Source organism: Caballeronia sordidicola, assembly GCF_002220365.1.
Classification (GTDB): Bacteria; Pseudomonadota; Gammaproteobacteria; order Burkholderiales; family Burkholderiaceae; genus Caballeronia; species Caballeronia sordidicola_C.
The window spans coordinates 213,666-233,370 of record NZ_MTHB01000109.1; the positions used below are offsets into that span (position 1 = coordinate 213,666).

Here is a 19,705-nt window from a genome sequence, read left to right on the forward strand (position 1 = left end):
CTTCAGATGCGATATATACGTTCTGCGTTGCTTTTGAAGAGGGCTTCTTTTTCTGTATCTCTCAGGTCTTTGACAATCGATGCATACGCGTTCCACAACCCTCCATACGTGGCGAACAAACGATCGACCGGAAAGTTCGACGCGAACATGGCGCGCTCGCAACCAAACGTATCGATGGTCTCCAGCACATATGGCCGAAAACTTTCGATGCTCCATTGATGATCGAACATGGCGAGCCCGCTGATCTTCACCGCTACATTCGGACATGCAGCAAGCGCACGCAGCCCGTCACGCCATGCTCGAAACCCCTCCACCGAGGAACGATCCACGAACATGCCGGCATGATTCACGATGAACTGCGTGTCGGGGTGTTCCTGCGCAAGCTCAGCCGCTTCTTTCATCTGCGATGGATAGAGCTGCAGATCGAATGACATCGAATACCGCTTCAGCAAGTCGAAGTTCTTGCGCCATTGCGATTCACGCATGTAGTGCCGGCCCACGTAGTCGTAAAGCGGATTGGCGTGCACGTTGAGTATTTGCCGGATACCTCGCGTGTTGGCGAATGCCGCGTGCCCTTCGAGCACTTCGTGAGCGTTGTCCGCCGATAAATCCGCGCCCGCAACGATCGCATTCGGTAACCCGTGGCCCTCGTGATCGGCAACATCTTGCAGCCAGCGCGTTTCTTCCACTGGATCGGCGGGATCGTGATTGGCATCCACATGCACGAGCTTGAGCACCTGGAGCGGCCCGGCATCGCGCAGCAAGTCACCGATCAGGTAGTCGTGCTTCAACTCGCGTGCATCGCCGACGAACGACTTACCCGGGTTCGCCAGCCACGGATAGTGATGCGTCTTCAGATCCCAAAGGTGAATGTGCGGATCGACAACCTGCATGGATATGTCCTCGTGCCGCAAAGGCTGAACCAAAAGCGTCAGGGTAGATGAAAGACTGGCACGAGCGCGGCTTGCACCGGCGAGCGGTCAGGGTTTGTTTCCATCAGGTCGGCCATGCTGTCCCACCATTTGCGCATGATGGGCAGATCGGGCAAGGCGTCCATGGTGTGGTCGCGCTCACGCTTGAGGGTGGCGAACAGGTGCCCGGTGGTTTCGTCGAGGAAGATCCAGTAATCGCGGATCCCGGCGTGACTTAACGCCTCGGCCAGCTCGGGCCATATGTCGCGATGACGCCGCTCGTATTCATCGCGCTGGCCCGGTTTGAGGGTCATCCTGAACGCAATCGTCTCCATTGCGGCTTGCCTTTTATAGGTGTTGAAACCGGTTGAATCCCGGCCTTTGCGCTACGACTATAATTCGCCGACTGATAACATGACAATCCGAAGTCAGGATCAGCCGATCGCAAAACCGAATCGCATAACGGACACACGAGGACGCCCGATGACCCAGAACGTCTCCCAGATTGCCCTCGTCAATCGCCTGAAATTCAAGCATCTCGCGCTGCTCGTCGCCCTCGACGACGCCCGCAACCTGCACCAGGCAGCCGAGGCCATTAATGTCGCCCAGCCCAGTGCCAGCCGCATGCTGAGCGACATCGAAGAAGCGTTCGGCTTCCTCTTGTTCGAACGCAACGCCCGCGGCATGCAGCCCACGCCGCTCGGAGTCGCCACCCTCGCCTACGCGCGCCGCTCGCTTGCCGACCTCACACGCTTCGCCGCCGACCTCGAAAGCAAGCGGCGCGGCGGTCACGGTCAGCTGACTGTAGGCGCGATCATGGGCGCGGCGCCCGACGTCCTTGCCATGGCCATCGCCGAACTTAAAAGCGAGCGGCCGTTGCTCAACGTTCGTATTCTTGGAGAGACCAGCGACCAGGTGGTGCAATTGCTGCACCGCCGCGAAGTGGATCTCGCGCTCGGCCGTCTCACCACGCCGCTCCAGCACAACGACTTCGACTTCGAACCGCTCTCGCGCGAGGCCATGCGGCTGGTCGTGCGCGCCGCGCATCCGCTCGCTCATGAAACCACGCTATCGCTTGACGCGCTGATCTCCTGGCCCTGGATCCTGCAACCAATCACCAGCCCGGCCCGCGCGCTGTTCGAAGAAGAGCTTGCGCGGGCCGGGCTTGCTTCTCCTTCCAACGTGGTCGAGTGCGCGTCGATCTTCGCCACGCTTCAGCTTCTGCAGAATAGCGACGCTGTCGCCATGCTGCCCGAGTCCGTCGTACGCGATTACCTGCGGGCGCATTTGCTGATCGAACTGCCCATCGAAATCGGCAAAAGCCTTTCGGGCTTCGGCTTGTTGCGGCGCAAACATGAAACGCTTAGCGAACCCGCCGAATACTGCATCGCGCTGCTGCGCAAATACTCGGCCGGCTCGTTCACTGAAGGTTGACGAACAGGCCGCCGTCCACCAAAAGCGACGCACCGGTCACATAGCGTGCCCGATCCGATGCGAGGAACGTCACGCACTGCGCGACGTCGTCGGGCTCGCCCAGGCGTCCAAGCGGAATGCGTTTTTCAAAATACGCGCGCTTCTCGGTATCGGCGAGATCTTCAGCGTTCAGGTCCGTCGCAATGGTGCCGGGCATCACCGAGTTGCAGCGGATGCCATAAGGCCCAAGCGCGACCGCACACGACTGCATCAACGAATGAACGCCCGCCTTGGTCGGCGTGTAATGCGTCTGCATGCCGCCGCCAACGAGCGCGCTGATCGAACTCGTCGCGACGATGGCACCCCCTGTTCCTTGCAGTTTCATCTGGTTTGCAACGGCCTGCGTCACATAAAACGCACCGTTCAGGTTGACGCCGACGGTCGCTTCATACACCGACGCCGGCATATCGAGGAACGAGTGGAAAGGACAGATACCGGCGTTGCTAGCGAGGACATCAACGTGACCGAACGCGTCGACGGCCTGCTTTACCAGTTCTAGCCCTGTCTCACGCTGCGCGACGTTTCCTTCGACAGCGATCACTCGCCGGCCGAGTGTCTCTATCTCGCCGACCACCTCTTGCACGGCCGACAGCCTTCCATACGAGCGGTCGTTATCGCCCCAATAGTTCAGTACGACGTCCGCGCCTTCCTTCGCGCACGCCACGGCAATCGCGCGGCCAATGCCTCGCGATCCGCCTGTGACAATCACCACTTTGTTGTCGAGCAGCACGGTAACCTCAGCGTTTCAGTGTCTCAATGTGAATAAGGACGCACAAGGGTGCATTCGGGATTGAGCCGTACGCCAAAACCCGGCGTCTCGGGCACCTTCATCCGGCCATTCACGGGCACGGGTTCATCGAGCAGCAGCGGGTTGAACATGGGTACGACTTCGTCGGCTTTCGGCGCCATCATCAGGAACTCCGCGAACGGCGAATTGTGCCGCGTCACCACGAAGTGATAGCTATAGACCGAGGAACCGTGCGGCACGACCAGCACGTTATGGGCATCAGCGAGCGCGGAGATCTTGATCAGTTCCGTGATGCCGCCACACCAACCCACATCAGGCTGAACCAGATCGGCGCAGCCCATTTCAAACAGCATGCGAAAACCCCAGCGCGTGGCTTCATGTTCACCGGTCGTCACCATCATGCCGCGCGGCACCGAGCGCCGCAGTTCGGCGTAACCCCAATAGTCATCCGGCGGCAGCGCTTCTTCGAGCCACTTCAGACCGTATTCCTTCGCCGCGTGCGCAAGCCGCGTTGCGTAGTTCAGGTCAAGGCTCATCCAGCAGTCGAACATCAGCCAGAAATCATCGCCTACTTTCGCACGCATATCGGCAAGCTTCGCAATGTTCTTCGCGAGCCCTTCCTCCCCTTCCGCGGGTCCGTGCTGCAACGGCATCTTGCCGCCGATAAAACCCATCTCCTTCGCCAGGTCTGGACGTGCGCCGGTTGCATAGAACTGCAGTTCGTCGCGTACAGGTCCGCCTAAAAGATGAAACACCGGCTCCTTGCGAACCTTCGCGAGCAGATCCCACAATGCAAGATCAACGCCCGAGATCGCATTCAGCACAATGCCTTTGCGCCCGTAGTAGAGCGTGGCGAAATACATCTGGTCCCACATCTTTTCGATGTCGGTTACCCGTTGCCCTTCGAGAAACCGCGCCAGATGTTTCTCCACGATAAACGCGCCGATCTCGCCGCCGGTGGTGACCGCGAAGCCGACTGTGCCATCGCTCGCTTCAATCTCGACAACCAGCGACCCGAGCACGTTGATGCCGAACGACTGGCGGCTTTGCCGATACTCGGGGTAACGCCCCATTGGCGTGGAGATATGATCGTCGATCCAGTGATCGGCGCCCTGGTCGTGATAATCGGCGCCACCGCCGCGGACGGTGAACGCGCGAACGTGGCGGATGGTAGGCATGGACATGATCGGACTCCGTTAAGGTTCTAATGTTCAGGACGCTTTGGCACGCTTGTCGTGGGGCTTGTCATACGGAAACACCGACGCATGAGCAGGCCGCACGAACACGATGATTGCCAACGCTGCAAGCACGGCGACAAATCCGAGCAACACGAGGCCGGCGCTCGTCGATACATAGACGCGTTCCGCGGCCGTGCGCACCATCGGCGCGACGAAGCCGCCGAGGCTGCCGAGCGAATTGATCAGCGCGATGGCTCCGGCCGCAGCGGCGCCCGTCAGGTAATGCGTGGGAAAGGTCCAGAACAGCGGTTGTGCTGCGATCAGGCCGCTCGCGGCGAAACACAACGCGATCAGCGAAATCACGGGTTGACCCGCCAGTCCTGATATCGCGATACCCGCACCGGCCACGACCAGCATCAGCACGGCGAGCCATCGATGCTGGCCATGACGATCCGCATACCGCGGTACCACCCACGTAACCAGCACCGCGCACAACCAGGGGATGGCCGTGACAAAACCGACCTTCGCACCCACGTTCGCGCCAAGCAATGCGGCCACTTGTTGCGGCAGATAAAAGATCACGCCGTACACGGACATCTGAATAAGGAAATACACCCCCGACAGGATCAGCACCCGCGGATCAATCAATGCGGCAAGCACGCCGCGCGGCCCATGCGCGGACGCTGCCTGTGCATCCTGCGAGAGCCGCGCAAGCAGCAGTTCACGTTGGGTGGCACTTAACCAGCGGGCCTTGGATGGATCGTTGTCGAGATACCAGAATGCCCATACGCCAACGATGGAGGCAAGAACGCCTTCCACCAGGAAGAGCCACTGCCAGCCTGCAAAACCAAGCGCGCCATGCAAGTCGAGCAACGCGCCGGACAACGGGCTGCCGAAGATGAAAGCGAGCGGCGCGCCGAAATAAAACACGCCTAGCGCCCTCGCTCGCGCTGATTGAGGAAACCAGCGCGTGAGGTAATACACAATACCTGGGAAAAAACCTGCCTCAGCCACACCGAGCGAGAAACGCAGGACATAGAACGTGGTCGCCGTATGCGCGAACGCCATGGCGGCGGAAACAACTCCCCATGTCACCATGATCCGGCACATCCAGAGTTTTGCCCCCACGCGATGCAGCAGCAAGTTGCTCGGGACTTCAAAGAGCGCATAGCCGACGAAAAACACGCCCGCCCCGAACGCAAAGGCCGCATTCGAAAGGCCCGTATCGTGCTGCAGCGCTTTCTGCGCGAAGCCGATATTTGCCCGATCGAGAAACGCCAGCATGTACATCAGCAGCAGGAACGGCAGCAGGCGACGCATCACACGGGCGACGACGGCGTCCTCCGCAGTAGCGGTATCGCTCATGCGTGTCTCCAGATATTTTTATTTGGCGGGCGCGCCTCTTGGAACACCCAGAGCGGCTTCAGTAGGTCGCGCGGCCACCGGACAGATCGAACACCGACGCCGTGCTGAAAGCGCAGTCTTCCGAGCTGAGCCATAGGATGAGCGACGCCGCTTCCTCCGGCAACAGGAAGCGGTTCATTGGAATCTTGGAGAGCATGTAGTCGATATGCTGCTGCGCCATGGAATCGAAAATCTCGGTTTTCGCTGCAGCCGGCGTCACCGCGTTCACCAGGATGCCACGCGTGGCGAGTTCCTTGCCGAGCGACTTCGTGAGCCCGATCAGGCCCGCTTTCGAGGCGCTATAGTGCGAGGCATTCGGATTGCCTTCCTTGCCTGCGACCGAAGCAATATTCACGATCCGGCCGTAGCCTTCCTTCAACATGTGCGGCACGACGGCGCGGCACGTGAGATACGGGCCAATCAGGTTCACGTCGATCACACGGCGCCATACGTCCGGCGCCAGTTCCCAGGTCGTGCCGTTGCCGCCGGTGATGCCCGCGCAGTTGATCAACACATCAATCTTTCGATGCGCTTCCAGCGTCTTTTGCGTTGCTTGCTCGACCGACGCCTCTTCCGTCAACTCGACCACGGCGACGCTGACCTTGCCGGCCTTTGCGAGTTCGCCGCGGGCTCGCTCAAGGCGTTCGGCGTCGATGTCCCACAGAGCGACTTCAGCGCCGGAGGCGAGCGCGCGTTGCGCCACTGCATAGCCAATACCGCGTGCGCCACCGGTGATCACCACGGTCCGTCCAGCCAGGTCGATCTGGTTCATCGTGTCTCCTTATATGAGTATTTTGCTATTGCATGAACTATACGGGCCGTGCCATAGCATAACAATCCGACTATGCGATGGTGCGATAGCGAAAGCGAATCGCTTAAGGGCGCAGCGCTTGCGTCCGATACGCGCTCGAACATCAGGGTTGAATCGTCCATCCCTTGTAACTGGAGACATTTGCCTTCGTCACGAGCGTTGAAGGCACGAGCTGGACGCTGCTCTTCGGCCTTTTTCCGTTCATGATGTCATAGCCGACTTTGACGGCTTGCTGCCCGATAGCAAATGGATTCTGACTAGCGGAAGCTTCGATAGACGAATTGCCGCTCCTGAGCGCGGCATCGACTTCAGGCGATCCATCGACCGATGTGATAAACAGGCCGCGACGGCCGAACTGCTTGATCGCAAGGTCCGATCCAACGGCCTGTGGATCGTTGATGGCAAACATCGCGTCGATCTTGCTGAAGCGCGTTAAAAGGCCTTGCATGACCGCCAACCCGCCTTCACGGGATGCCTTGCCGTTCTGGTCGTCCGATAGGATCTTGATGTCGGGATGCTTGGCGAACACCGATTTGCAACCGTTCACACGATCCGTCACACCGGAAAGTTGTGGGCCGTTCTGAATGATTACGTTGCCTTTTTCATGGAGTTTGTCGGCAATATATGCGCAAGCGATTTCCCCCGCCTGGACGTTGTCGGTCTGGACTGTTGCATCGACCTGATCGGCGCGGGCATCCACCGCAATCACAATGACACCGGCCGCCTGCGCTTTCTTGACCGCCGCGCCAATGACCTGAGGGTCGACAGCATTGATCAGAATGAGATCCGTGCCGGCCGCGATAAAGTTGTCGATCTGATTCACCTGTTTCGCGAAATCGTAATCCGCTGAAACCGCTATAACCTTGACGGTAGGGTTGATGGATTTTGCTTCCTTCTCTACGCCTTGAGTCAGCGCAACAAAATAAGGATTACCAAGCGATCCAAGCGTGACACCAATCGATTTCAGATCGCGCGCTCCTGCGACACTTGTAAACAGCGCCAGAGCAAGAACAACCAGTGACTTTTGCTTAAGCATCATACGTTTCCTCTATTGCGTGATTTTGGCAAAATTGATGCCGCGGATCAGGTACGCGCGTTTTCCCTCAGACGGTAGCGGTCCAATGTCACGGCACCGATGATCACCAGCCCTTTGATGATGTATTGCCAGATGTCGGACACGCCGATCAGGATCAGGCCGTTCGAAAGGACTGCAATGATCAGCGCCCCCACAAGCGTGCCCCAGATCGAACCGACGCCGCCAACAAAACTTGTTCCGCCAAGAATGACCGCGGTGATCGCATCCAGTTCGTAGGATTGACCTAGCTGCAACCCGTTTGCGGCATAGAGACGAGCGGCGGACATTGCGCCGCCCAGACCGGCGAGCAGACCCGAAACGGCATAGACGAAAAGCAGCACGGCCCACGGCCGGATCCCGGAGAGCCTCGCCGCATCAGCATTGCCGCCCACCGCGTAAATATGAATGCCAAGCACCGTTCGCTTCAGGATGAACCAGCTCACGAGAACAACCGCGAGCGCGATGATCGCAAGATAGGGGACGGAAAAAACGCCCGGTATGATGGTCAGGGAACCGTTGCCCAAAAACGCGAAGGGCAGCTCTGCGTTGAAGACTGTTGCGTCACCGCCGACGAGCCGCGCGATACCGCGTACGGCCGTCAGCGACCCGAGCGTCACAATAAAGGGGGGAAGGCCGAAGAATGCAATGAGCGCGCCGTTGCAAAGACCAAGAACCAGGCCCGCTGCAAGCGCAGCGGGAATGGCCATGGGTCCCGCATGCAGAGAAACGATGAGCGCGACCATCGCGGCGGCGGAGAGGATGGACCCTACGGAAAGATCAATGCCGCCTGTGATAATGACAAATGTCATTCCTGCTGCGAGAACGACATTGATCGCCGCCTGCTGCGCGACAATCCCCATATTCTGGCTCGTGAGAAAGCTGCCTTCTCCCGTCACGTAGAGTGTCACGACCTGCATGAGCACGCCGAGAATGACCAGAATAGGCAGCATTCCAAACCCACGCAGACTCAACCTCGCACACGCTGCTTTTATGACGCCGTTACTTTCGATTGCACGGTTCATCAGTTCGACCTCCCCTGTTGTGGCATGCATCCCGCGCCTGTTGCGAGCGCAATGATGTTTTCCTCGGTGATCGCGCGGTTGCCGCGCCCGAGCGACCCCGCAATCTCGCCCTCGCGCATCACGATTACGCGGTCTGCCATTCCGATTACCTCAGTCAGCTCGGATGAAATGACGAGGACTGCGACTCCCGCTTTGGCAAGGTCGTCCACGATCCGATAGATCTCCGACTTGGCGCCGATGTCGACGCCGCGCGTGGGCTCGTCCAGAATCAGGATCTTTGGTCGGGTCTCCAGAAGGCGTGACAGCAGCACTTTCTGCTGGTTGCCACCCGAGAGCGTTCCAACTGGGGTCCGCGCGCTCTTGACACGTATGAGCAAGGAATCGATGGCTTGGGCCGCACGCTGCCGCGCCCTCTTCCGGTTGAGGATCCATCCGCCGTATGCGTCACGGCCGCAGATCCCGAGATTGATGTTCTCGGAAACCGTCATGTCGAGAAACAGGCCAAGACCCTTTCGATCTTCGGTGAGGTAGGCAATGCCTGCATCCTGCGACTGCCGCGGCGTCCTGAAATCGACCCTGCGTCCTGCTACGAGCATCTCCCCCGACGATCTCGTGCGTGCGCCGCAGATCAAATAAGCGAGTTCGGTTCTTCCCGCGCCCATCAGTCCCGCAAGTCCGAGCACTTCGCCGCGATGAAGCGCAAAAGAGCAACCGCGCACCCGGATACCGTCGCTTATATGGCGTACTTCGAGCGCGGGCACAGGGTCGCGGGCCGGCTTGTGTTCTTTCTTGTAAAGGGACGACAGGTCACGCCCAACCATCATCCGCACAATCGCTGCGGGTGTCGCATCCTTGCGCGCGAGCGTGCCGACGTACTGACCATCACGCAGCACGGAAACGTGGTCGGCAAGTTCGTACACTTCTGCCATGCGATGCGAGATGTAGATGATCGCAACTCCGTCGTCGCGCAGTTGCCTCATCAGGTCGAACAACCGGTCGGCCTCCCGCGATGACAGCGTGGTCGTGGGCTCATCCATGATGATTATCTTCGAGCGCGCGTGTAGGGCTCGGCCGATCTCGACCAGTTGGCGTTGCGCAAGAGAGAGCTCAGCAACCGTGGTATCGGGATAGAAGTCGGCGCCAATCCGCGCCAACACGTCCCTGCATTGATCCGCCATGCACTTCTTCAGAACGACACCGCCATGCGATGCTTCACGTCCAAGGTAGATGTTCGCCGCTACCGTCAGGTTGGGTGCGAGCGCCAACTCCTGGTAGATGATGGATATGCCATGTTTTCTCGCGGATAGGGGCCCGTCGATAGACACCAGTTGACCGTCAATGCGTATCTCGCCACCGGGATCGGCCGTGTACGCGCCTGCCAGGATCTTCATCAAGGTCGACTTGCCCGCGCCGTTCTCGCCCATGACTGCGTGAACTTCCCCGGCGTAGACAGTGAGTTCGACGTCTTTCAACGTTTTTACCGAACCGAAGGTCTTCGATATATTCGACATCTCGAGAACCATCCGACCGCTTCGTGTCTGCGTGTCGCCGGATCTGCAGCGAGGATCGACATCGGTGACGCCTGTTGACCTCTCGGAATCCTGAACGTGCATCAGACCGGGCATGCACGCGAGGGGGGAGTCTTTAGACAAATTCATTTGCAATCCTTCGTATTGATCAGCCACTGAGAGGCGCGATGTGCAATCGCCATAGCGGGGGCATTGGTGTTGCCACTGACGATGGCAGGCATCACCGAGCAGTCGAAGACCCGCAAACCCTCTACACCGCGTACGCGCAACTTTGAGTCGACTACGGCCAGCGGATCGTTCTCGTGACCCATGCGTGCCGTTCCCACGGGGTGATAGTTGGTCTTGACCGTTTGCTTGCAGTGGTCGTGGAGTGATGAATCCAGGGTCGCCGTGGGCCCGGGAAGAATCTCGCGGGCAATTTTTTCGCGCATGGGCGAGTATTCAAGAATTTCACGCGCGTAGCGCAGACCTGCGACCATCAACCTGACGTCTTCGGGATCACGCAGAAAGCCGCCGTCAATCAACGGCGGTGCTGATGGATCTGCTGACGCGAGACGGACGGTTCCACGGGAGCGGGGTCGCAGCAGGCATACGGTCAACGTCACGCCGTCACAGGGTTTGATGGCGGTGACGTCCCGGTCGAGATACACGGTCGGAACGCAGTAAATTTGCAGGGATGCGTCATCTGTCGCGGAATCGGGATTGGTGAAGACACATGCTTCCACACCAATTGTTGAAACCGGGCCGGACTTGAACATCAGATACTGGAAGCCATTGCGGATCATGTTCCAGCCGCGATCCTGGCCAAAATAACCGTGGCGCCCATTACTGGCTGCGACGACCGGCACTTCGCAATGGTCCTGAAGATTTCGCCCGACGCCGGGAAGGTCCGCGACGGTTTTGATGCCATGCGCCGCCAGGGTATCCGCCTCGCCTATGCCTGACAGCATCAGGAGCTTTGGCGTGATGTAGGTTCCCGCGGTGAGGATAACCCCGGCGTCTGCGAAGGCAGTTCTGCTTTCCCCCTTGTATGTATATTCCACCCCGACCGCCCGGCCGTTTTCGATACATACGCGAGATACCGTAGCGCCTGTCAGCAAGGTGAGACGCACGTCCGCCAAAACTTGTTTCAAGTAGGCGTCGACTGCGCTGCATCGCCGTCTGTTCGAGCCAATCGTACTCTGCATGAAGCCAACGCCGCGCTGGCGACCGCTATTGAAGTCCGGATTAAAAACCTCCCCCATTCCCTGCAGAGCACTGACGAAAGCATTGGTCATGGGAGCAAGATGATAGGGCGATGAAACCTGCAGTGGACCATCAATCCCATGCGCCGCGTCATTCAGATGATCGTTGCCCTCCATTGCTTTGAAATGAGGGAGGATATCTGCATACCCCCATCCCTCTACACCGTAGCTGGACACCCACCGGTCATAGTCGGCGGGTTGGCCGCGCATATAAACCATCGCGTTGACACTGGACCCTCCGCCCAACACTCTTGCTTGCGCAACGGTGATCTCGCGATTATCAATCTGCCTTTGCGGCTCCATTTGGTGCAAAGTGAGATAAGTGTCCCGGCTCAAATATTTCATGTACCCCGCGGGCATACTCATAATCGCACTTGTTTTCCTACCTCCCGCCTCGAGCAACAGGACTCGCGCACCCAACTCCCTTACCAGCCGTGTTGCAGTGACGCAGCCTGAAGAGCCACCACCAACGATAATATAATCGTAGTTCACTTAGTTAGGACTCTATATAAATAGTCTGGTTCGATACATTCAAACAAACTGGTACGGGATATGGGTGGGATGGCGATCCGCGTGCGCAACCGCATGGCTGCGGTCAAGCACGCATTGCCTGAGTTACTGATACAGGGTCCTCTCTACCTTCGTATTCGGCCCTTGCAACAGGCCCGCTTTGGTTTGCCTGATCGAGTTACAAATCTACCGGTCAGGATAAATCTCGGTCAACCTATCTGTAGGCATCCTTATATATGAGATCAAGGGGTGCACTTTTGTAAATAATTGTCGACGAAACGCTGCACTTAATTGCTGAAGGCGGTGCCCGCTTAGCGAAACCCAGGTCTAGGCAAGGGTAAAACATATGCGATCTAACGGTATCTATGCACCTGCGCGAACAACGCGAATGGTCTATTTTCTATAAATATGTAGGATGCCTTATTTTTATAGCACGGCGCAGCGGCATGCATGCGCCATCGGCCCCATATTCCTGCTTGCTCGAGAAGGAGCCGTGGGTTGCAGCTCGTCAAACCATCGATCGGTCCGTGCCTCTGCGCCGGTTGCCCGATGCCGAACGCGTCGCAGCGACATTCAGTTCGGCTGGCCAGATCGATCTGATTCATCGGGCCGCTTTGTGTCTACGAGGAATTATTGTTTTATGCACATACTGATTTACAAATAGACGTTCTTTATGGGCTCTTCATGGCAAAAAATCGAACATTTGACATTCCGATTGCGGAAATGGATCTCAAGCCATTAGAGGCACCGTTCGAATTCGGGTATAGCCGGATGACGGCCGGCGGCGTTCAGTGCAAGCTTGGTGAATCGGTCGTTCTTGCCGCATTGGCCCTTCCGGGCACGCTGCTTGCTCCAGCCGAGAGGCCCATTGATTCAGGGGGAATATGGACATCACCTAACCGGGGATGCCTCCCGTAAATATTGTCATCACCATGCCGGTAGCCTGCTACGCGCATTTAACCTGACGGAGAACGCTATGGAACCTGTTTCGCACGGAATCATCTTCTGGCTGATCATTGGCGGAATTGCCGGTGCGCTCGCTGGCCGAATCGTTGATGGAGGCGGTTTCGGAATGTTTGTAGACATCATTGTCGGCATTGTCGGCGCGTTCATTGGCGGGTGGCTGGGAGGCGTGCTCGGCCTGCACCTGGGCGGCGGCATCATAGGGTCGCTGATCACTGCGTTGATTGGCGCCGTGATCCTGCTGGCGATCCTGCGACTCTTTAGCCGAGGACGAACCGTTTAGCCGCGGACACACCAAGCCGGCAGGTTTATTACGCCGGGTGACAACAACGGCAGTTCGTTTGACCAAAATCCCGTGCAGGCGAGCCGCCTGCGCGGGATTTTTCTTGGCTTCCCCAAGTTTAAAACTTCCAGACCTGTAAGGTATCCTGATTAGTCAGGTTATAAGCTGATTGAAAACCAGCTCCCGTCCCGGATGGCCAGTCTGTTTTCAGCAAGCTTCTCAGCGCCAACACCAATGGTTCGGAACCGAACCTTCTGTCATTCTCAACATGTATTCCCTGCGAAGCATCAAAGCTCCGCAAGGCTGGCACGCCCAGGAAAAAAACAATGATCGGATTGAAAGGTCCACGCTGGGTTTTACACCCTTCATTCATTGCGCAGAATTTCATTTGACATGTATAAGGACGAAAATACAGAGCGGCTTCGTTCTTCCCTGAAAACGCATGAAGCGTTCAGGAGACAAGTGCTCGCCATACTGGCCGCACTGCTGACCAGCGCCGCGTTCTGTACCCCGGCGGCGGCCGATGTGCCGTCGCTTAAGGGCAAGCGGATTGGCATCTCCGTCGCAGGAACCGAACACTACTGGGACTTGAAGGCCTATAAGGGACAAATCGATGAAGTGAAGCGACTGGGCGGCACACCCATCGCGCTGGACGGCGGCCGCAAGGATAGCCAGCAGATTGCCCAGCTTCAGGCGCTGATCGCGGAAAAACCCGACGCCATCATTGAGCAGCTTGGTACCGCGGCTGTGCTCGAGCCCTGGCTCAAGAAAATCCGCGAAGCGGGCATCCCCCTATTTACCGTCGATACCACCAGCCCCTCGAGCATCAACGTAACCACCTCTGATAATTTCTATATCGGCGAGCAGCTTGCATTGAAGCTCGTCAGCGACCTGCATGGCGAAGGCAATATTCTCGTCTTCAACGGCTTCTACGGCGTGCCGGTCATGGCGATGCGCTATGACCAGCTGCGCGAGGTGCTGAAGTGGTATCCGAAGATCAGGATCATTGAACCGGAGTTGGTCGATGTGATCCCCGACACCGTGGAAGACGCGTACTCGCAGGTGAGCGTGTTACTGAGCCAGTATCCGATCGGCACTGTGCAGGCTATATGGGCAGGGTGGGATATACCGCAGATCGGCGCGACGCAGGCTGTTGATGCAGCGCATCGCCTGGAGATCAGGACCTATGCGGTAGACGGCAGTCCCGACTTCGTCGCGCTCGTCAAGAATCCTCGATCCTGCGCTGCCGCTGTGGTAGCCCAACAGCCTTATTTGATCGGCAAGACGGCAGTCGATAACGTAGCGCGCTATCTGGCAGGCGATCGCACCTTACCTCCTGCCACCTATGTGCCGTCGATTCTTGTCAGCAAGGACAACGCTGCGGAGGCGCAGAAGACGCTCGGCCAGGCCAATGCCAAGTGAGCGAGCGCTCACAGGTCGTTCCGGGTATCATAAGGATAGCGAATCAACTATCCTTTAATCGCGAACCTCGGGGATCCAGGCCGCCTTGGCCACATCTGCCCGCCTGAAGTCCACAAACCGGGACTCAAGATCCGCAATCGTGCGGATATCATCCTTGACCAGGTCGTCGCGCGTGATCAACGCAGGTTTTATTTCGATCCTGTGCCCTGGATCCTGGCCCGCCACCAGCAGCGCAGCGGCTCGCACCGACACCGCTCCCACTACGGCCGGATTAGTCGCGGCAGTGGCAACCCACGGACTCCCGGGCGCCCGGATCGCCTCTATATCAGCCGTCGATATATCGGCGCTATAAATCCGGACCTTCGAAGCAATACCCGCCTCGTCCGCAGCCAGCTTTGCGCCGCGAGCGAACTCGTCATAGGGTGCGAACACCACACGCACATCGGGATGCGCCCGATAAGCCGCCGCAGCCTGATTGGCCACGGACTGCGCAACCGGATTATCCACCGTGCCGAACCGCGCCTCCTCCCTGACCTTCGGATGCGCTGTCTTGAACGCCTTCCAGACCGCGTCGCGCCGGTCAAGTGGAGCAAAACCCGGCACATAGACATACGCGGCGGCAAACGCATCGCCGTTATCTTTCACTGCCTCATCGAGCAACAATGTCGCGAGATCGTGGTCGCTCTGCTCGATCTGCGGAACTTTCGGATTGCCGAGGTCAACGTCAAACGCGACCACCTTGATGCCTTTATCGAGCGCCACTTGCACCACGTCCTTCAAGGACTCCGGCAAACCATGATTCACGATGATCGCGGAAACGCCCAGATTGATCGCCTGCTGGATCTGGTCACGTTGCTGAGCGGCATCCTGGCGACCCTCGTAAATACGCAAGTCGATGCCAAGCGCCTTGGCCTGCTTTTGCGCACCCGCCTCATAGGCCTGGAAGAAGTCGCCGGTCGAAAGATAGTTGACCAACGCGATCCTGACGCCGCCTTTATTGAAAGGCGCGGGAGCATTGGGTAAGCCGTCTGCTGCATAAGCGGAGATGCTGCCGGCAAGCAATGCGGCGGCTAACAAACGGCCGATAGGTTTAAGCATGAAGGATGGTTTCCGTTTCCGTGGGGTGAAAGCATGGGGACAACGTCAGACTGAAAGCGTGCAGCCGTACGACTTGGCAGACGATGCGTAACATCGCTGTTTATCGACGGCCTGGTTCTAGTTCCACGGATGGCGCGCTGGCTTGATGCCATTCAAGTAATAGTTGCCCACGAGGTGATACTTCCAGCGCACTGGGTCGTGCAGCGTATGCGTGCGCGCATTGCGCCAGTGGCGGTCGAGGTTGTGCGCAGCAAGCGTCGACTGCGTACCCGCCAGTTCGAACAGCTTTTCACTGGCGAGCAATGCGATCTCGGTGGTCAATACCTTTGCTTCGCCGACCGCCACCGATGCGCGGGCGATATCATCTTCGCTTGGCGCATGTCCCTGCGTTGCAATGGCATCCAGCGTACGCGCGGCGCGTTCGAGCAATGCCTCCGCTGCATGCAACTGAATGTGAAGATGACCCACCTCACGGATCACGAGCGGATCGTCGCTTGCGCGCTCCACGCCGCTATCGATCCAAGGGCGCGAGCGCTCACGTACGAATTTGAGCGTGTCATCCACTGCGGCCCGCCCAATACCCGCATCGATTGCTGCCTGGATGACCTGGGAAATCGGACCGTTGAGCGTCGGCTGGTCCGATACGCGAAACGCCGGAAATACGTGGGATGCCGCGACCCGCACCTGATCCGCGATAACCGTGCCGCTTGCAGTGGTGCGTTGGCCGAATCCCGACCAGTCATCGATAACCTGCAAACCCGCCGTACCCGCTGGAATGTAGGCAAGCCAGCCACGGCGTTCGTCGTCGAGACCCAGGATAGGTACATAGTGCGCGAACAGCGCACCGGTCGAATAGAACTTAGTACCGTGGACGACATACTCGCCATCCTCAGCCGTGACGCGTGTCTTCAGGTCAAGGACGTGCTTTGTGCCCTTCTCCGAGAAGCCGTTGCCGAAACGCTTGCCCCGCAATATCTCGCCGAAGAAGAACTGCTTCTGCTCGTGGGTTCCGGTGAGCGCGATGACGTCGACGAGACCCAGGTGGTTCTGGGGCAACTGCGCCAGCGACGGATCGGCTGCGGCGATAATCTTGATGACCTCGGTCAGTGTCACGTATGACACGCCCGCGCCGCCGTACTCCTTGGGCACGGTGATCGCCCATAAGCCGGCTTGCGAAAACCAGTCGATTTCCTCGCGGGGCAAGCGTCGCTCGCGATCGCGCTCGCTCGCATGCACGGCCAAGCGAGCGGCCACCTCGTGGGCGCTCGCAATGGCTTCGGCGTCGTCACGGATAATATGCGCAAGTGCTTTCTCTGACGATCCGTCTGAATGGGTTGATCCAGGACGCGTCGCTGTGTTTTGCGGAATGGCTGACATGCTTACCCTTTTATGTGTCGGATCGACATCAATCTAGCAGCGCCGTGACCGGGTTCAAACCGAACGATAACGCTAAGGACATCAACCGAACGCTTCTACGCTTAGCTCGATTGCTTCTTAGAAGCTGTGCCAAATTAAATTCACCGCTCTGCTTGCCTGCCAATGCTGAACGTGAAGGCGAGCGCGCCAACAAGCAATGCACCCTTGATAAAATCCTGCATGTAATAAGGCGCGTTGAGCATGGTCAGTCCGTTGAGCAACACGCCGACAAACACGGCGCCGACAGCCGAGCCCAACACGTTGGGACGCTTCGCACCCCACACCGCATAGCCGATAAGCGCGGCGGCAACGGCGTCCAGAAGCAGTGAGTTGCCGGCGCCAACGTCGCCACGTCCGACGCGTGCGGCTATCAACGCGCCGCCGAGCGAAGCGATTACGCCCGATGCAACATACGCCGCGACACGATAACGCGCTGTCGGCGCACCTGCGAGCCGCGCGGCCGTCTCGTTGCCGCCGGTCGCATACAGCACTCGACCCCATCGTGTGAACTCCATGACGAGCACCGCAACCAGCGTCACCACCGCTAGCACGATGACCGGCACCGGCACGACATCCAGCCAGCGGGCCCGGCCCAACGCCAGGAAGGCCGCCGGAAACGCTCCGGTGGCCTCCGTGCCGTCCGGCAGGATGCTGCCGGTCGCGAGCGACCGCCCGCCTGTTGGAATCAGTTGCAGGCCCGCGAGAAGGAACAAGGTTCCGAGCGTCGCGAGCTGGTCCGGGACGCGAAGGCGCGTGATCAGCAAGCCATTGAAAAGTCCCGCACCGACGCCTAACGCAAGACACGCCGCGACAGCGGCAAGCGCGTTGCCATGCCACACAACCAGCACATAGCTCGCGGCCATCTGCGCCGTTGCGGCTGTGCTGCCGACCGATAAATCGAAACCGCCCACTGCTAGCGTAATGCTGACGCCCACGGCCAGAAGCGCGACAATCGACGCAGCCTGCAAGATGCTGAACAGATTGTCCACACTCAAGAATGCCGGCTCACGCCATGTAAATACCGCGCCCATTGCGACCAGCAGCAACACGATGCCGCTGCGTTCCAGCTTCGTCCTGATGCTGGTATGTCTGAACTCCGTTCGAACGACGGGGCTTGCTTCGGTAGAAGCGCCAAATTTCATACGTCAGGCTCCGGCAAGATTTTCAATGTTTGATTCAACGATCGAACGATCGAAGTGCAGCACGCGGTCCGCGACTTCGAACGCCTCCTCAATGGCGCTGACGAACACCAGCGTCACCCGTCCCGCCGCGTTCGCTCGCAACACATCGGCAATGTCCGCGCGAGCGCCGGCGTCGACACCTTGAAATGGCTCGTCAAGCAACAGCACGCGTGCGGGCTCTGCGTGCGAGCGCGCGAGGACGACCTTTTGCTGATTGCCGCCGGAGAGGTTGATCACGCGATCCGCTGGACCATTGCATCGAATGGAGAAGCGCTCGATGGCAGACGCAGCCTCGCGACGTTCACGCGATCTATTGATCCACCCATTCCTGAACCAGGTCGACAGGAACGGAAAACTCAGCGTGCCTTCAATCGACGCAAACGGCACGCTGTCCGGAAAGAGCGACGAGCTCCAGCGGTCCTCGCCGACAAGGAAGACGCCACGGCGAATTGCCTCGGCGGCAGAGCGCGGCTGCCACGGCTGGCCATCGAGTGTCATTGTCCCGGCGACAACGCGTTCGATACCAAACAGCGTCCGGGCTAGCCTCGACTTGCCGCCTCCCAACGGCCCCGCAAACGCGACGATCTCGCCGCGAGCAGCGTCGAAGTCGAGCGCGGGGCTATCCGCACCCGGGAACAATTTCAGGCCTCGGACCTGAAGTCCCTGATCCGCCGTCGAACGCACCGTTTTTCGTTCACGGGTTCTCGGCAACGCGCGGCCAATCATTGTTTCAGTGGCATCGTCGAAATCGATCGGCGTTTTCAGATTGGCTACCAGCCGGCCATCACGGACAATGACCACCCTGTCGGCCATTCGCTTGAGATCACCCAGCCGATGCGAGACCAGCAGCATGGCCACACCGCGCTCGCGCAGCCTATCGAGTGCAGTAAAGAGACGCTCGGCTTCGACGGCCGAGAGACTTGCCGTCGGTTCATCGAGTATCAGAACTGCTGGCTTGACTGCCAGCGCCCGGGCCAGCGTGACGAGCTGCCTCGTCGCAAGCGGCAGCGTGAACAGTGGCGCCCGCAGGTCGATGTCCAGGCCAACCAAAGCAGCAATGGAGCGTGCCGCCTCAAGCCGCGCCGCGGGCGTGATAAACCATGGCGTGGCCGCATTGTTGAAACGATCGAGCAGGAGGTTGTCCGCGATCGACAGGGTGGGCACGACCGTATCGGCAATCGACTGATGCATTGTCGCTACGCCCAGCGCCTTCGCTTCCTGCGGTGAGGCCGGCGCGTACGGCTTGCCGTGCAGTTCGAGCGAACCGCCATCGCCGGGATAAACACCGCTCAGTATCTTGACGATCGTGGACTTCCCCGCCCCGTTAGCGCCCATTAGCGCCACGACCTCGCCCGCAGCAACAGAGAGATCGAATCGATCGAGCGCGACAGTCGGGCCGAAGCGTTTCGACACCGACCTCGCGACCATCACAGGCAG

Annotated in this window: 17 protein-coding genes; 3 read left to right on the plus strand and 14 right to left on the minus strand. The window is 58.9% G+C overall.

Annotation, left to right across the window (positions count from 1 at the left end; all coding sequences use genetic code 11):
- Positions 1–2: 2 nt before the first annotated feature.
- Positions 3–893, minus strand: a complete 891-nt coding sequence (locus BSU04_RS17015) for an amidohydrolase family protein (RefSeq protein WP_089161687.1) — start codon at positions 891–893, stop codon at positions 3–5.
- 38 nt (positions 894–931) lie between these two features.
- Positions 932–1,246 carry an L-rhamnose mutarotase gene (gene rhaM / locus BSU04_RS17020; protein ID WP_089161688.1) on the minus strand — a complete coding sequence of 105 codons (315 nt, stop codon included), beginning with the start codon at positions 1,244–1,246 and terminating at the stop codon, positions 932–934.
- 148 nt (positions 1,247–1,394) lie between these two features.
- On the opposite strand from rhaM, the gene BSU04_RS17025 reads away from it, so the two are divergent.
- Entirely contained in the window at positions 1,395–2,345 is a 951-nt protein-coding gene (locus BSU04_RS17025) for a LysR family transcriptional regulator (protein ID WP_089161689.1), read from the plus strand.
- Here BSU04_RS17025 and BSU04_RS17030 read toward each other — a convergent pair.
- From BSU04_RS17030 to BSU04_RS17065, 8 genes are all read right to left on the minus strand, one after another.
- Positions 2,332–3,114 carry an SDR family NAD(P)-dependent oxidoreductase gene (locus tag BSU04_RS17030; RefSeq protein ID WP_089161690.1) on the minus strand — a complete coding sequence of 261 codons (783 nt, stop codon included), beginning with the start codon at positions 3,112–3,114 and terminating at the stop codon, positions 2,332–2,334. The two genes, BSU04_RS17025 and BSU04_RS17030, sit on opposite strands and share 14 nt — an antisense overlap.
- Before the next feature lie 23 nt (positions 3,115–3,137).
- Positions 3,138–4,316 (minus strand): L-rhamnonate dehydratase, encoded by a 1,179-nt coding sequence (gene rhmD / locus BSU04_RS17035; protein WP_089161691.1) that lies wholly within the window; start codon positions 4,314–4,316, stop codon positions 3,138–3,140.
- Between the two features lie 27 nt (positions 4,317–4,343).
- Positions 4,344–5,675, minus strand: a complete 1,332-nt coding sequence (locus BSU04_RS17040) for an MFS transporter (protein WP_089161692.1) — start codon at positions 5,673–5,675, stop codon at positions 4,344–4,346.
- Positions 5,676–5,733: 58 nt separating this feature from the next.
- The gene (locus tag BSU04_RS17045) at positions 5,734–6,486 is read right to left on the minus strand and encodes an SDR family NAD(P)-dependent oxidoreductase (protein ID WP_089161693.1); all 753 of its coding nucleotides are present in this window, start codon (positions 6,484–6,486) and stop codon (positions 5,734–5,736) included.
- Positions 6,487–6,628: 142 nt separating this feature from the next.
- Positions 6,629–7,561, minus strand: coding sequence for an ABC transporter substrate-binding protein (locus BSU04_RS17050; protein ID WP_089161694.1), 933 nt, complete (start codon positions 7,559–7,561; stop codon positions 6,629–6,631).
- A gap of 47 nt (positions 7,562–7,608) precedes the next feature.
- The gene (locus BSU04_RS17055) at positions 7,609–8,622 is read right to left on the minus strand and encodes an ABC transporter permease subunit (RefSeq protein WP_089161724.1); all 1,014 of its coding nucleotides are present in this window, start codon (positions 8,620–8,622) and stop codon (positions 7,609–7,611) included.
- A complete protein-coding gene (locus BSU04_RS17060) occupies positions 8,622–10,145 on the minus strand; it encodes a sugar ABC transporter ATP-binding protein (protein ID WP_089161695.1) in 1,524 nt (507 codons plus the stop codon). The genes BSU04_RS17055 and BSU04_RS17060 overlap by 1 nt, the downstream gene beginning before the upstream one ends.
- Positions 10,146–10,276: 131 nt before the next feature.
- Complete coding sequence (locus BSU04_RS17065; RefSeq protein ID WP_089161696.1) at positions 10,277–11,887, minus strand: GMC family oxidoreductase; 1,611 nt, start codon at positions 11,885–11,887, stop codon at positions 10,277–10,279.
- 994 nt (positions 11,888–12,881) lie between these two features.
- Between BSU04_RS17065 and BSU04_RS17070 the strand changes: the two genes are divergently transcribed.
- Both BSU04_RS17070 and BSU04_RS17075 read left to right on the plus strand, forming a co-directional pair.
- On the plus strand, positions 12,882–13,151 hold the full coding sequence (locus BSU04_RS17070) for a GlsB/YeaQ/YmgE family stress response membrane protein (protein WP_089161697.1): 270 nt from the start codon (positions 12,882–12,884) through the stop codon (positions 13,149–13,151).
- 462 nt (positions 13,152–13,613) lie between these two features.
- On the plus strand, positions 13,614–14,573 hold the full coding sequence (locus BSU04_RS17075) for a sugar ABC transporter substrate-binding protein (protein ID WP_373452839.1): 960 nt from the start codon (positions 13,614–13,616) through the stop codon (positions 14,571–14,573).
- A 54-nt stretch (positions 14,574–14,627) separates the two neighbouring features.
- Here the strand turns inward: BSU04_RS17075 and BSU04_RS17080 are convergent, their stop codons facing one another.
- The 4 genes from BSU04_RS17080 to BSU04_RS17095 all read right to left on the minus strand — a co-directional run bounded on the left by BSU04_RS17080 (position 14,628) and on the right by BSU04_RS17095 (position 19,696).
- Positions 14,628–15,671 (minus strand): substrate-binding domain-containing protein, encoded by a 1,044-nt coding sequence (locus BSU04_RS17080; protein ID WP_089161699.1) that lies wholly within the window; start codon positions 15,669–15,671, stop codon positions 14,628–14,630.
- 117 nt (positions 15,672–15,788) lie between these two features.
- Positions 15,789–17,048: an SfnB family sulfur acquisition oxidoreductase gene (locus tag BSU04_RS17085; RefSeq protein ID WP_089161700.1), complete on the minus strand. Its 1,260-nt coding sequence runs from the start codon at positions 17,046–17,048 to the stop codon at positions 15,789–15,791.
- A 140-nt stretch (positions 17,049–17,188) separates the two neighbouring features.
- Entirely contained in the window at positions 17,189–18,229 is a 1,041-nt protein-coding gene (locus BSU04_RS17090) for an ABC transporter permease (protein WP_089161701.1), read from the minus strand.
- Between the two features lie 3 nt (positions 18,230–18,232).
- On the minus strand, positions 18,233–19,696 hold the full coding sequence (locus BSU04_RS17095) for a sugar ABC transporter ATP-binding protein (protein ID WP_089161725.1): 1,464 nt from the start codon (positions 19,694–19,696) through the stop codon (positions 18,233–18,235).
- Positions 19,697–19,705 lie beyond the last annotated feature (9 nt).